The 14305-nt window shown below is 73.5% G+C and carries 7 protein-coding genes; 4 read left to right on the top strand and 3 right to left on the bottom strand.

Features of this window, described 5'->3' with window-relative positions:
- Positions 1–9 precede the first annotated feature (9 nt).
- Positions 10–432, top strand: a complete 423-nt coding sequence (locus AC067J_RS21310; RefSeq protein WP_478301420.1) for an SgcJ/EcaC family oxidoreductase — start codon at positions 10–12, stop codon at positions 430–432.
- A gap of 295 nt (positions 433–727) precedes the next feature.
- Here AC067J_RS21310 and AC067J_RS21305 read toward each other — a convergent pair whose 3' ends face one another.
- From AC067J_RS21305 to AC067J_RS21295, 3 genes are all read right to left on the bottom strand, one after another.
- Positions 728–4573 (bottom strand): nSTAND1 domain-containing NTPase, encoded by a 3846-nt coding sequence (locus AC067J_RS21305; protein WP_478301405.1) that lies wholly within the window; start codon positions 4571–4573, stop codon positions 728–730.
- A 373-nt stretch (positions 4574–4946) separates the two neighbouring features.
- Entirely contained in the window at positions 4947–6209 is a 1263-nt protein-coding gene (locus AC067J_RS21300) for a hypothetical protein (protein WP_478301403.1), read from the bottom strand.
- A gap of 225 nt (positions 6210–6434) precedes the next feature.
- Positions 6435–7259: a dienelactone hydrolase family protein gene (locus AC067J_RS21295; RefSeq protein WP_478301401.1), complete on the bottom strand. Its 825-nt coding sequence runs from the start codon at positions 7257–7259 to the stop codon at positions 6435–6437.
- Positions 7260–7340: 81 nt separating this feature from the next.
- On the opposite strand from AC067J_RS21295, the gene AC067J_RS21290 reads away from it, so the two are divergent.
- The 3 genes from AC067J_RS21290 to AC067J_RS21280 all read left to right on the top strand — a co-directional run bounded on the left by AC067J_RS21290 (position 7341) and on the right by AC067J_RS21280 (position 14292).
- A complete protein-coding gene (locus AC067J_RS21290; protein WP_478301400.1) occupies positions 7341–7961 on the top strand; it encodes a TetR/AcrR family transcriptional regulator in 621 nt (206 codons plus the stop codon).
- Positions 7962–8316: 355 nt separating this feature from the next.
- Entirely contained in the window at positions 8317–13203 is a 4887-nt protein-coding gene (locus AC067J_RS21285) for an RHS repeat-associated core domain-containing protein (RefSeq protein WP_478301398.1), read from the top strand.
- 54 nt (positions 13204–13257) lie between these two features.
- The gene (locus tag AC067J_RS21280; protein ID WP_478301396.1) at positions 13258–14292 is read left to right on the top strand and encodes a hypothetical protein; all 1035 of its coding nucleotides are present in this window, start codon (positions 13258–13260) and stop codon (positions 14290–14292) included.
- Positions 14293–14305: the final 13 nt, after the last annotated feature.

The following is a 14305-nucleotide window of genomic DNA, read 5'->3' as shown; positions in this document are numbered from 1 at the left end:
CCGGTCGAGGTGTTCGGCGCCCCCGACGGCCCGCAGACCGACGCCGAGGTGACCGCCATCCGCGCCCTGGTCGCCGACGTCGAGCACGCCCAGCACAACGAACTGGTCGACCGGTTCCTCGACCTCTTCCGCCACCAGGACCCGGTCTGGACCACCGGCCACGGCAAGCGACTCTCCGGCTTCGAGGAGATCGCCGCCTTCACCCGCAAGGTCCTGCCCGGCGCGACGACCGAGTCCACCGCCGTCTACGACGTCGAGCGCGTCCTGTTCCTGCGACCCGACATCGCCGCGGTCAACGTCCGCCAGCAACCCGTCCACCCCGACGGCACCCGGATCACCGACCGACCCGAAGGCCGCCCCTTCTACATCCTCGTCAAGGAAGACGACACCTGGCGCATCGCCGCCGCCCAGAACACCCTCGTAGCCGACTGACAGCCCTACACACCCCCACCCGGCCGGCCCGGGGCACACCGCCCCGGGCCGGCGGGGGTGAGCCGGACCACGGTGGCCGACCCGGCACGTCCCGTCCCGGCCGGACCTACGGGGGTTGGGGACCGGTCTCTTCCTGCTGGGATCACTCGGGGCCCTGGTCGCCTACGCGGTGCCGGCCGGGCGATGACCCGGCGCGTGGACCGTGCCCGGCCGCCGCCAAGGCCGAGACCGAGGCCAGGGCCAAGGCCGAGACCAGGGCCGGCACCGGCGCCGCGCCACCGCCCCGCGGGCGGGATCAGCAGGTGGCGCGGTACGGGACGTCGGGCAGGTAGCCGTGCCAGGCGGTCCGGTCCAGCCCGCCGCCCGCCCGCCGGCAGACGTCCGCCGCGGCGGCGGCCGGGGTGACGTCGATCCGCTGGAGCGGGGCGTGGGCCCCGGCCACGTGGACGGTGGCGCCATCCGGTGAGAAGGCGAGGTCGTGCACACCGTCGCCGGCGGTGGGGATCGGCGCGCCGACGGGGAGGCGGGAGTCGAGGTCCCAGAGCTGGACCACACGGTCCTGGTAGGCGACGGCGAGCGTCCGGCCGTCCGGGGAGAAAGCGAGGGCCACGGCCGGCGCCGCGCCGAGGTCGGCGCGGATCAGCACGCCGAGGCGGCGCGTGAGGCCGCCGTCCCACAGGGTGACCCGCCCGGCCCGCTCACCGGCGGCGAGGTACCTGCCGTCGGCGCTGAACTCCAGTGACTCCACGGCCGCTCCCGGGCTCTGCGGCCGCGGCATCATCGTCATCGTCGACAGGTCGACGAGCTCGCCGGAGCCGGTGACGAGCAGGCGGCCGGCGGGGTCGACGGCCAGGACTCCCCCCTTCGACCGCCGGATGCCCCCGGTCACCCGGCCCTCGGCGGGATCCCAGAGGTCGATCCCCGACGACACGGCCGCCAGGATCACCCGGCCGTCCGGGGCGAGGGCGATGTCCGCCGACCGGTTGCGGTCCGGCGGCTCGCCGGCCATCGCCGTCGGACCGTTCCGCCCGACGTCCCAGAGCCCGATGCTCCGCGCGAAGCCCGCTCCCTTGGTGCTGTAGGCGAGTCGGGCGCCGTCCGGCCGGAAGGCCAGCGACACCTCGCAGGGCGGCGGGACCAGGCCTACCGGCGGAGCCGGATCCGATTCGGGCCGGCTCCGGCAGGGCAGTCCCGGTAGGTCGGCCACCGGTGCGCCGCTGCGCCCGTCGACGATGCCGAAGCGCCCCGTCCCGTCCTCCCCCGGCGGCCGCGCGGTGACGAGCAGGCCGCCGTCCGGGCTGAACTCCGCCGCCAGCGAGGCCTCCGGCTGCCAGTCGGCCCGGACGGCACGGCTCACGTCGAGGGTGCGGACCACCGATTCCGATCCCGGCTCCGGGCCGGCCAGGAAGCGGAGCCGCCCGCTCCCCGGGTCGACCCTCGCCTCGGCGGGGATCTCCCCGTTGGTCGGGTAGATCAGGACCGGCCACTCCGGAGTGTCCAGCCGCCAGAGCAGCACCTCGCCACCGGTCACCGCGACCAGGTAGCCGTCGTCCGTGCTGTACCCGATCTGCTGCACCCGGCGGTACTCCACGAACGGCCTCTCGCCGCCGGTGGCGACGTCCAGGATCCGGATGTCGCCCTCGACCACCCGCGCCAGCAGGCGACCGCCGGCGACGAACCGGTACGGCTCCTCGAAGCAGTCACGAGCGGCGGTCCAGGTGACCGGCAGCCTCCTCCGCTCGGCGACGTCCCAGATCTCCGGCGGCTGCCCGGGGGTGCAGAGCGCGAGCAGCCGACCGTCCGGGCTCACCGTCACGTCCGGGGCGTTCACGTCGAACGGGCGGCGTTCCTCGTTGAACCGCCGCAGCGTCAACCCGGAGATCGGGATACCGACCGGTTCCACCGCCGGCCCCCGGGGCGCCCGGAACTCCAGGAGCGCCTGTCCGCTCTCGGCGTCCCACAGCGTGGTCACGTACTCGGTGGGTGTCCGGTCGTAGCCGACCACCTGCCGCCCGCTCTGACTCATCTCGGCGCCGCCCGCCGCCGGGCCGAGCACCCGGTCGGGTGTGCGGCCGGTCAGGTCCCGCACCGAGACCCGGCCGGCGTCCTCTTCCCTCCGCTCGTCCGGGAAGAAGGTCACGGTGTCCCCGTCGCCGCGCTTCCAGCCGATCCGGTCCACGTCCTCGCCCAGGCCGGGGAGGGTGCGGACGGGTGCCCCGGTCTCCACGTCCCGGACGGTGACGCGGTCGGGGCCGAGGCTGGTGAGCGTGCGGCCGTCGGAGCCGAGGTAGCGGGCGGTGCGCGGGTCGCCGTCGGGATCGGTGTAGGCGTCGAGCTCCTGCTGCGCCATGACGGCGAGCACGGCGGACCGGGTCTCCGGCAGGTCGGCCAGCCGCCAGGCCGCGAGGCCGAGCCGCATGGCGGTGCGCGGGTCGGCCAGCCGCATGGCGGTGGCGACGCCCGCGATCCGGCGCGCCTCGGCCTCGACGCGGCGCCGCTCACCGACCCGGTTCTGCTGCCAGGCGACCAGGCCGGCCGTCAGGGCGAGCACCAGGACCGCGCAGAGCACACCGGTGAGCGCGCGCCGGCGGTGGCGTTCGCGGCGGCGCGCGGCGCGGCTCGCGGTGAGGAACTCCCGCTCCAGCGGGGTGAGGTCGTCCGGGGCGCCGCCGTCGCCGGCCGGGAACCGCTCCGCCGCGGCGGACAGCCGCTGTCCCCGGTACAGCGCGTCGGCGTCCCGGCCCAGGCCCGCCCAGGTGTGGGCCGCCTCGCTCAGGCGGCGCTGGAGGTGCAGGCGTTCGCGGTCCTCGTCGATCCAGCCGCGCAGCCGGGGCCAGGCGGTGAGCAGCGCCTCGTGGGCGAGGTCGACCGTGGACTCGGTGAGGGTGATCAGCCGGGCGCGGGCGAGCTGTTCGAGGACGAGCGCCGTGTCGGCGCCGGCCGGGTCCTCGGGGCCGGTTGGGTCGTCGGCGCCGGCCGGGTCGAACTCGGCGCGGGCCGTGGGCCGCCTGGTGTCCTGGGTCCCCTGCCCCGGCATGACCAGCCGCAGCAGCACCCGGCGGGCGGCGGCGGCCTGCCCCGGAGTGAGGCCCGCGTAGAACTCCTCGGCGGTGCGGGCGAGCGCGCCGTGCAGGCCGCCGGCCGCCTCGTACGCGCTCTCGGCGAGGGTGCGGCCGTGACGGCGGCGCCAGGTCTCCAGCAGGACGTGCGAGAGCAGCGGCAGGCCGCCCGGCTCGTCGGCGAGCTCGCGGACGATCCGGGCGGTGAGCAGCCGTTCGACGACGAGGCCACGGGCGGCGGCGGGCCGGACCACGACGTCGCGCAGCTCGTCCGGGCTCATCGGGGTGACCAGCTGGGTGGTGTCCCGGAGGGCCTCCGCGAGCGGACCGTGGGCGGCGCAGTGGCCGAAGAAGTCGGCACGGACGGCCAGCACCACGCGGGCGCCGCGCTCCGGCTCGGCGGCGGCGAGCAGCAGCTCGAAGAAGCGGGCGCGTTCGGCGACATCGGTGCAGAGCGTGAACACCTCCTCGAACTGGTCGACGAGCAGCACCACGCCCGGCCCGGTGTTCTCCGGGGCGAGCAGCTCCGCGTGGCTGCGGGCGGGCTCCGGGCCGGGTGTGAGGATGCGGATCGCGGTGGGGCGGTGCGGGCCGGTGGCCTCCCGCAGGGCGGGCACCAGGCCGGCACGCAGCAGTGAGGACTTGCCGCTGCCGGACGGTCCGACCAGCGCGATGACCCGCCGTTCGCGGATCAGCCCGGTCAGTCGGGCGACCAGGCGCTCCCGCCCGAAGAACAGCTCCCGGTCCTCCGGCTCGAACCTGGCCAGCCCGAGGTACGGCGCGTCGGCCGGGTCGTCGGCGGCCGCCGCGCGCTCGGCGAGTTCGCGGCTCGCCAGCTGCCAGCGCTCGGTCCACTCGTCGGCGTCGCCGCCGCACGCGCCGACGTAGGCGAGGACGACGGGCAGGGTCGGCAGCCGGTCGCCGGAGGCGGCCTGGGCGAGCGCGGCCGGTGAGTAGTGCGCGCGGGCCGCCATGGCCCGGTAGGTGAGGCCGCCGGCCTCCTGCCGGAGCCTTCGCAGCTCGCCGGCGAAGCGCTCGGCCGGCCCGGCCGCCGGATCCAGCGGCCGCTCCCGACGCCCCATCCCGTCCCCCCGTTCCCGGCGCCCGTCCCCGGGTCCCCGGCCGCCCGTTCCCGCCGCCCGTCCCCCGACGTCGGCGCTGACGCCGGCGCTCAGACCGACGTCGTACGGCCGCCCACGGTAGGCACGCGAACCCGTTGCCAGCAAGACTCCTGACACCTCGTCGGACTTTCGTCCACGGCGGTGCGGGGGCCAGCCGGACAACGCTCCGGCAGCGGGGGCCGAGGTCAGGGCGGCAGTCGCCGACCCGGCACGGGAGGAGCCGTAGCCGACGGCGGCGGCAGCAGTCGTCGCGGTAGTGGTCGTAGTCGCGGCCGTGGTCGTGGCCCGGCCCTGGCCGTGGTCGCTCGCGGTGGGCAGCCGAGCCGGCCGGACGTCAGTCGTCCTCCCGCTTCGCGGAGACACCGCCACCGCCCGGGCGCGGGCCGGGACCGATTCCTGGGAGGAGCCGGTCGACGTCCGGCCCGTCGGCGCCCTCGACGTCGACGGCGCCCCTCACGTGCAGGGCGAGGTGGGCGAAGCGGGGCGCCAACCGCGCCAGGGCAGCCAACGGCTCGCCCTCGCAGTCCGACCGCCCGATCCGCAGGTCGGGAATGGTCAGGCTTTCGAGCTGAGGGAGGACCGGCGAGTCCGCGAGCGCCGAGAACAGCTCGAACGAGGTCGCGTCGAACTCCGAGCCGCCGAGGTCGAGGTGCCTCAGTGCCGGAAACCCCTCGATGGTCAGCTCGTCGAGCTGCTCGACGGGGCAGCACGCGCCGAAGACGTCACACTCGGCCTCCACCACCAGCGACACCACGCCGCGCGTCCACCCGAGATCGACGAGGGCGCCGTCGTCGGTCGCGGGACCGCGGACCCGGAGCCGGGTCAGGCCGTCGTGGAGGACGGAGCCGAACAGGAAGGCCCCCTCCAGTTCCAGGGACCGCAGGGCGGGCAGCGAATCCCACATCGCCGTCCGCACCAGCGCGTCACCGTGGTTGTCCATGGGATCGATCCGGCCGCCCGTCGACGTCGTGCCGTCCTCGTAGAGGAACTCGAAGCCGTAGCCGAAGGACAGGAGCTCAAGGCGGGGGCGCGGACGGCCGGCGAGCGAGCGGGCGGCGTGTTCGGCGGAGTGGTGGTAGTCGGTGAGACGCAGGTCGAGCACGCGCAGCCGGTGGGCGACGGGGTGGGACAGCAGGGCGTCGATCAGCGCGCCCTCCCACCGCTCGGGGTCGGTGAGGTCGACGGCCGCGGCGTACGGGTGGTCCGTCAGGAGCCCCTCGACCAGCGCCCGACGCCCCGGCCCGGTGTCCTCGGCCAGGGCGAACCGCGCCTCGTCGAGGAAACCGCGCCTCCAGGTGAACCGCCAGGAACCGTCCGTGCGCAGCCCGTCGAGACCGAGCCGCCGCTCCACCTCCTCGTAGAGCGCGGCGAGCCGGGCTCGCTCCCCGCCATCGGCCCCGCCATCGACCCCGGCTCCGGCTCCGGCTCCGGCATCTCGCTCGCGCCCGTGCCCGCGCCCGTGCCCGCGCTCGTACTCGCACTCCAGGCGGATCGCCGCTCCCCGCGGGTCGCCCGCAGCGGTCAGCAGATCCGCGTAGGCGAGCCACGCCTCCCCGTCGTCCGTCTCCGGAACGTCCGTCACAACGAAAGAGTGCACACCGGTCTCCAGGTCTTCGCGGCGTCCTGACGGGACGGGACCCGGACGCGCAGTCGTCGGCAGCACTCTAGACGCGGCCACCGACAGGCAACCCCGGCGTGGGCGAGGGCCGTTCGGTGCGGACTCGGCGCGCCGCACCGGGCGCGGGCGCTCGGCGGCCGCCGCTCACACCCGCGCCGGCGGGCCGCGGCCGGCGTGCCGTCGTGATCAGGCTGCTTCCGGCCGTCAGGCCGTGGTGCGGTCGGGAAGCAGGCGGGCGCGCAGGAACGCGAGGACTTCGTCGCGGGCTTGCACCGTGGGGTGGCCTTCCTCGTCGACGAGGTGCGCGGTGAGCACGCTGTGGGGGGTCCGGACCAGGTCGCGGAAGAACGGCGGTGGTTCGGGGTTCGCGTATTCGCCGGGGAGGACGCGGCCGTCGAAGCGGTCGCCGAGCAGTTGTGCGTAGGCGGCGAAGCGTTGGCCGGTGCACCACTTGTCGGTGTCGAAGCGCAGGCCGAGTGCGGTGAGTCCGTCGCGCTCGAACCGATCCCGGATGGCGGCCTCGTCCTCGGGCGACAGCTCCAGGGCGGCCGGGTCGTCCAGTGGCAACGAGGGCTGGCCGAGGACCGGGGCGATGACGGCCGGTTCCAGCGTCATGCTCAGCGCGAAGTTGCCGGTGAAGCACATCCCCACCGCGCCGACGCCCGGTCCGCCGCACTCGTCGTGCGCGGTCCTGGCCAGCGCCCGCAGCCACACCGCCACCGGACTCGTGCCACCGCCCGCGAACGCCCTGAACTCCTCACTGACGCAAGCCCGTTTGAGGATCGGCTCGGCGAGCTCGACGGTGGGATACGCCCCGTCGACGCCGAAGAGCGAGGGCACGTAGACGGTGAACCCCGCATCGCGCACCCACCCGGCGAAGCGCACTACGTCGGGGCTGATGCCCGGCATTTCAGGCATCACGACCACCGCGGGCCCGCTGCCGGCCACGTGGACGGTCTTCTGGCCCCCGGACAGCGAGAGCACGCGTTTCGCAAAGCCGTCCAGCCCGGCGCCGTCGTCGACACCCATGATCTGCGCCCCCACTATACGATCGATCGGTCGTAATCATTGCGCACACTACACGACCGATCGATCGCATACCATGGGCGCATGGCCCCGGACACCCCCGACTCCGCCCCGGATTCCCCCTCGCCGCGCACCGACGGCCGCCGCGCCCGCGGCGACCGGACGCGGCACGAAGTCGCCCGGCAGGCAGCCATGTCCGCGACCGTGCACGGGCTGGACGCCATCACCGTCGGCGCGCTCGCCGCCCGGACCGGGCACAGCAAGAGCGGCATCCTCACGGTGTTCGCCAACCGGGAAGCCATCCAGATCGCCGCCGTCGCCGAAGCCCGCGCCCTGTACCTGCGGCACGTCGTCGAGCCGTCGTGGCCCTCCGCCCCGGGGCGGCCCCGGCTCCGCGCCCTGCTCGACAACTGGGTCGCCTACCTGCGCGCCGGCGTCTTCCCCGGCGGGTGTTTCATCACCACGACCTCGGTCGAATACGGCCGCCGCAAAGGCCCCGTCGCCGACGCGGTGCGCGACCTCGTCCGCGAGTGGCTGCACCTGCTGGAGTCCGAACTGTCCGCCGCCGGCAGCCGCTTCCCCGCCGACGACGCCTTCCGCATCGACGCCTACCTGCGCACCGGCAACACCCGCTACCAACTCTTCGGCGACGAACTCGATTTGGACCGCGCCAAACGCCTGTCCCTGGACGTGCTCAGCGCCTGACGCCGACGCTCGAAGGCGTCTGCGGCGGCAGTACGTCTGGCGCAGGATCCGAATCCCGGCAGCACCTCCCGCGCCCTGCTGCGCGACGCCGTCAACGCCCTGCCCGAGGGTCCCGGCGGCCCCTTGCTCCCCTCAAGTCCGCTGCCCTGTAAGGGATTCAGCCATTCTGCGTGTCCGCACCACACGCGAACACCGGAGGCGTCAGTCTGGTGAGAGGTTGAGGGGGGCCGGTGTCGGGCCCTGTTCACCCGTTCCGCCGTTCCCCTGTCCGCCTCTGCCGGAAGTGTTCTTCATGAGTTCACCGCCGTCGTTCTTCTCACAGGCCGGCAATTTCGGGAGTGCGGTCACGGGGGGTGTGGATCCCCGGACCGGACTGTTCAACGTGCGGATCTCGTTGGGGAATCTGGTCGGCAACCGCAATCTCGGGCCGTCGCTGCCGCTGGTACTGGGCTACTCGCCGCTCAACGGCACCGATGCGGGCCTGGGGCGGGGCGTCTCGCTGGGGCTGACCGCCTACGACCGGGACAACCGGCTGCTCGTCCTGGCGTCCGGCGAGCAGTACAAGGTCCAGGAGACCGACAGCGCGGTCGTCCTGAGGCAGAAGAAGCTCGACACGGTGCGCGTCACCAAGGACCGGGACGCGTACCGCCTGGTGCACAAGTCCGGCGACGTGGAGATCCTCACCGGGCCGCGGAAGGCGTCCGGCCTCAAGGTGCCCACCGCGCTGCTCACGCCGGCCGGGCACTCCCTCGGCCTGACCTGGGACTTCGGCGCCGGCCCGGTGCCGCGGCTCAAGGCGGTGAACGACGAGAGCGACACCCTGCTGACCGTGGACTACACCGGAAGCGCCAAGGCCACCCTGACGGTGCTGCCGGGGCGCTCCGAGGGGTACCGCGTCGAACTGCGCTTCCAGAACGGCCTGCTGTCGAGCGTGCACCACTTCGGGCTCGGCGCGGACGCGCCGCTGGTGTGGAGCTTCACCTCCGAACCGGTGGGCCGACAGGGGGCATGGGGTTCCTGGATCACCGGTGTGAGCATGCCCGGCGGGATGTCCGAGACCGTCTCCTACTCGCAGGGCGCGACGGGTCACCGGTTCCCGGACTCCGCCCGGCTGCCGGCCCTGCCCTACGTGACGCGGTACGTCCGCAAGCCGGGCGGCGGCCAGCCGCAGACCGAGGTGGACTACGGCTACACCGACAACAACTTCCTCGGCGGCCACTCCGGCGCCGCCTGGAACGCCGACCTCGACAGTCTGTACGGGGTCCTGACCGGCTACACCTACGGTTCCACCGAGTCGGTCACCACCGGCGGCGGCACCACGAGGACCACCCGCACCTTCGACAACTACCACCTGCAGACGGACGAGACGACGATCCGCAACGGCTGTTCCCGGCGGGTGCGGACCGAGTACTACGCGGTGGTCGGCCGGCGGTTCGAGCAGCAGGACGACCGCTTCCAGCTCCCGAAGACCCGCACCGTCACCTGGACCGACCCGAACGGCCGATCGCGCGACGAGGTCACGCGGACCGACTTCGACGACGCCGGCAACCCGCGTAGCCGCACCGACGCCGACGGGACCCGGACCGACTGGGAGTTCTACCCGGCGGGCGGCAGCGGATCGGACTGCCCGCCCGACCCGCACGGATTCACCCGGTGGCTCAAGGCCGTCACGCACACGCCGCCGGGCACCGGGTTCGACGCGCCCACCGTCAGGACGTCCTACTCCTACACCTCGTACGCGACACCGGACGCGCGGGTGTCCACCGCGGTGCTGAAGTCCTCGGAGCGGCGGTACGCCGACGGCCGGCTGCTGCGGCGGGAGGACCTCGCGTACGGCACCTCGGGCGCGGAGTTCGGCCGCATCACCGGGCTGGCCGAGGCCGAGTTCCCGGACGGCGAGGGCGGCGACTCCTACACCGCGTCCCACGCCTTCACCTTCCAGGCGGACGGCGAGGCGCTGGTCCAGACGCACCGCCTGACGACCCATGACGGGCTGACGACGACGCGCTCGCAGCGGCGTTCTCGGTTCACCGGGCGCCTGTGGTCGGCCACCGATCCGCAGGGCAACACCGTGACCACGAGCTACGACGGCCTGGGCCGTGCGCTGACCCGCACCGTCCACCCGGGCACCCCGTACGAGGCGACCGAGACCCACGCCTACGAGGTCGCGACCTCCGCCCCGTTCGTCACGACATCCACGGACCCGCTGGGCAACCAGTGGCGCGCCGGCTTCGACGGCGCGGGGCGGCCGGTCCTGGGCGAGCACCGGCCCGCCGGCGGCGACGGCACCTGGCAGGTCGTCCGGCGGGTGAGCTACGACCAACTGGGCCGCACGGCAACGGATTCGGTGACGGACCACCTGCCCGACGGCGGTGGCAGGGCGGCCGGGCTGACCCGGACCCTGTCCTACGACGACTGGGGCGGGCTGTCGGCCGTCGCCTGCGACGACGGCACCGGGCGGCTCACCCGGGTCGACCCGGTCGCACTGACGGCCACGGTCCAGCAGCTGGGCGGCGGCAGCCCGGTGTCCGGAACAGGGGTGACCACCTTCGACACCCGGGGCGAGCCGGTGGCAACCGAGCGGTTCGACCTCAAGGGCACCCCCTCGGGCCGGCGCGCGCTGGAGCACGACGGCTGGGGCCGGCTGCGCCGCGAGACCGACGAGTCGGGGAACACCACGGCGTACGACTACGACGCGCGCGGCCGGCTCACCCGCACCACCCTGCCGGACGGCACGGCCGTCACCCGCGCCTACGCACCGTTCTCCTCCGAGGGCCTCGCCACGACGCTCACCGTGGCCGGAAACCCCTACGGCGCACAGGTCTTCGACGGCCTGGGCCGGCTGACCGGCAGCAGCTCCGGCGGCCGCACCTGGTCCTACCGGTACGCCCAGGACAGCGACCCGCTCCCCACCCAGGTCACCACGCCCGACCGGCGGCGGATCACGTACGCGTTCGTCCCCCAGCTCGGCAACGCCGTCTCCCGGGTCCAGGCCGACTCCCCCACCCAGAGCCTCACCCAGAGCCTCCGGCACGACCCCGTCTCCGGCTTCCTGACGAGCGCGCAGGAGGCCGACGTCACGGTGACGCGCGACTACACCCGGCCCGGCCTGCCCCGCACCGAGACCACCACCCGCTCCGGCGGTCCCGACGCCACCGCGCGATGGGCCTTCACGCCCGGCGGCCTGGAAACCGGCTACACCGGGGTGGACGGCACCACCCGGCAGACCGTGCGGGACACCTTCGGCCGGATCACCGCCGTCACCGACCCGGCCATGGGCGTGTCGCTGAGCTACGACACCGACGGCCGCCCGACCTCGTGGACCGTCAGGGACCCGCAGTCCGGGTACACCCTCACCACCACGCTGACGCTGGACGACTTCGGCCGCGAGGTGACGCGCTCGACCAGGGACAGCCGGGGCCGCACCTGGTCGCTCACCCAGCAGTGGCTGGCCAACGACCTCCTCGCCCGCAGGACGTCCACCTCCGGCACGGAACTGCTGCGCGACGAGACCTTCGGCTACGACGGCCGCAACCGGCTCACCACCTACACCTGCGCCGGATCGACGCCTCCGACGGACGCCCGGGGCAACGGGATCACCGCTCAGACCTTCGACCACGACGCCTTCGGCAACGTCACCCGGTGCCGGTCGCAGTACGCCGACGGCTCCGACACCGCCACCTACCTGTACGAGAACCCGTCCGACCCGTGCCAGCTCACCGGCATCACCCACACCGGCGGCACCCACCCGCCCCGGATCACGCTGGCCTACGACGCGGCCGGGCGGCTGACCACCGACCAGGCCGGACGCACCCTCACCTACGACCCGCTCGGACGGCTGCGCTCGACGGGCCCGGCGAACGAGTACGGCTACGACCCGCTCAACCGGCTGCTCACCCAGCGGACCGACGGGCGCACCACCGTCCTGCACTACCGCGGCGAATCCCTCGCCGCGGTCACGGAGGACGGCCGGCCCGCCCGCCTCCTGCAGCTCGGCAACGGCGCCTACGTGGCCCAGTCCCGCGACGGACGGACCCGGCTGCTCGCGACGGACGGCGCCGGCACCGTCCACCTGGCGGCCGGTGCCGAGGGCCAGGAGCCGTACGCCCGCACCCCGTACGGCGAGCGGCCGGTGGGCGGCGCCGACAGCGTGCCGGGCTTCACCGGCCAGCGGAGCGACCCGGTGACCGGCTGGTACCACCTCGGCAACGGGGCCCGCGCCTACGATCCCGTCCTGCTGCGGTTCACCACCCCCGACACCCTGAGCCCCTTCGGCGCGGGCGGCGTCAACCCCTACGCGTACTGCGCGGGCGACCCCGTCAACCGGGTCGACCCCTCGGGCCACCTGAGCTGGCAGGCCTGGCTCGGCATCGGCCTGGGCATCGCGGGCCTCGCCCTGGCCGCCGTCACCGGCGGCATGGCCATCGTCGCCGCCGGCGGGGTGATGGCCGCGATCGGCGCCGCCTCCGCCACCACCCTGGTCGTCGGCGCACTCGGCGTCGCCTCCGACGTCACCGCCATCGCGAGCGGTGCCCTGGAAAGCGCCTCCCCCAAGGCCTCGGCCGTCCTCGGCTGGGTCTCGCTCGGCACCGGGGCGGCCGGGCTCGCCGAGGGCGGCGCGAGCCTGGCCCGCCTCGCGACCAAGCGCGCCCCGGGCTTCGCCGGGGAGGCCGCGCGCGCCCTCGGCGAACAGGTGAGTGCGGACCCCGGGCTCGAACTGAAGCTCGGCAGGACCAGGCCCGAAGTCCACGGTCGACCGATCGTCCTGCCGGAGAGGACTCCCCACGAGTTCTTCGCCGTGGAGAACGCCAACGGCGCGAAGGTGTGGGTCAGCCAGGATCCGGTCGACGGCGGCATGGTCAGGGAGATCGCCGCGGACGCGCTGCAACGCGGCAAGAAGGTCGACATCCTCAGCGGCACGCACGGCGGCGAGCTCGGGGAGCGGACCGGCGCGCACACGGAGGTGGACTTCTACTTCGAGGACCTCGGCGACGAAGCGAGGATGACCAAGGAGAGGATGCGGGGGCCGAAGAGGAGCCGCTGGGACAGGCGGGTGAACGTGTACAACACCCCCTACCTGTCGTCCTACCGGATCGGTCAGATCCTCCGCGGCGACTCCAGCCACGAGATCATCGCGGCGTTCTGCTTCAGCCGCAACGACGACGCCGTCCTGGAATCCCTCGGCCTGGGAGCCACCTACTCGTACTCGCCGAACGTGGCTTCCTACCACACGGCACTCTGAGGCCCCCGCCGCGCGCGCCACCACACCATCCCGCACGGACCAAGGAGGAAATGCGTGTCGACCTGGACGAGCGTGTCGAAGCTCTCGATCATCCTCGTGAGCGGAGACGAGACGTGCGACATCTACGCGAACGGACGGAACCGGATCGGCGTGATGATCAGTGTCGCGCCCACCGACGACGACGGGGATCCCGTCGAGGTCGACGCCGACCACCTGCTCAGCCGCCTGTGGCTGATCGACTACGTCACCGAGTCGACGCTCAACTGGAAGGGCAGCTCGGACTGGTGCTACACGGACACCACGAACGCCTTCACCGCCACCCCCGGCCTGTCCGGTGAGCGCGCCGAGGTCTCGTTCGACGACGACGGGACCCAGCTGGTCACGTTCTACGTGTACTGCGCCCCCGGAGTGAGCCCGAAGTCGATCGGCGTCCAGGTCAGGACCGACAGCGACGACACCGTCAAGAGCTCCTTGAACGGAACGTACCAGGCGAAGATCAAGCTCAGTCCGCGGGCAGCCGTGACGTACGGACTGGCGGACGTCACCTGGGACTACGCGCAGACGTCGACCAAGTACGGCGGCAACACGCAGTACGTGACGACGGACGCCTGGAACTACTACCTGTCCTTGAAATCCGTGGAGAACTACTTCGTCACCTTCTCGGTGTCCAACTACTTCGGCCGGTCCGACTACGACGGGTTCTTCTCCTCCCACATACCTTCCGACAACCACCGCAAGAACTTCTACGGCGGCTACGTCTGGCACAGCGAGCCGCACGGTTCCGCGTACTACGTCGCGAACGACGGGCGCAGCGAGGCGGAGGTCGTCAACTTCCCCGACGGCAACAAGTGGTGGGACTACGCGAAGATCTACGACCGGAGCTACCCCGAGCGGTACCTGTGCTTCAGCTGGGTGCACTCCACCACCGGCGGCAACGGGTGGCACATCCCGAACGGGCCGCTGACGACGTGGCACGCGTGGAGCCACCCGGAGATCGTCGCGTATGACCGGTACGGCAACTCGGGCAGGTTCTGGGTGGACGGAGGGGACATCACCGGGGGTCTCAACCTCTGCGAGAACCGACCGTAGGACACGCGGGCGC

It is taken from the genome of Kitasatospora sp. NPDC042419 (assembly GCF_056437345.1).
Note: the sequence above shows the minus strand (reverse complement) of the source record. Positions and strands in the feature narration are given on the sequence as shown.

What these genes read in the sequence shown, in the direction of transcription:
- AC067J_RS21290 (WP_478301400.1), top strand. Translation starts at nt 7,341, where the DNA reads ATGGCCCCGGACACCCCCGACTCCGCCCCGGATTCCCCCTCGCCGCGC.
- AC067J_RS21295 (WP_478301401.1), bottom strand. Translation starts at nt 7,259, where the DNA reads ATGGGTGTCGACGACGGCGCCGGGCTGGACGGCTTTGCGAAACGCGTG.
- AC067J_RS21305 (WP_478301405.1), bottom strand. Translation starts at nt 4,573, where the DNA reads ATGGGGCGTCGGGAGCGGCCGCTGGATCCGGCGGCCGGGCCGGCCGAG.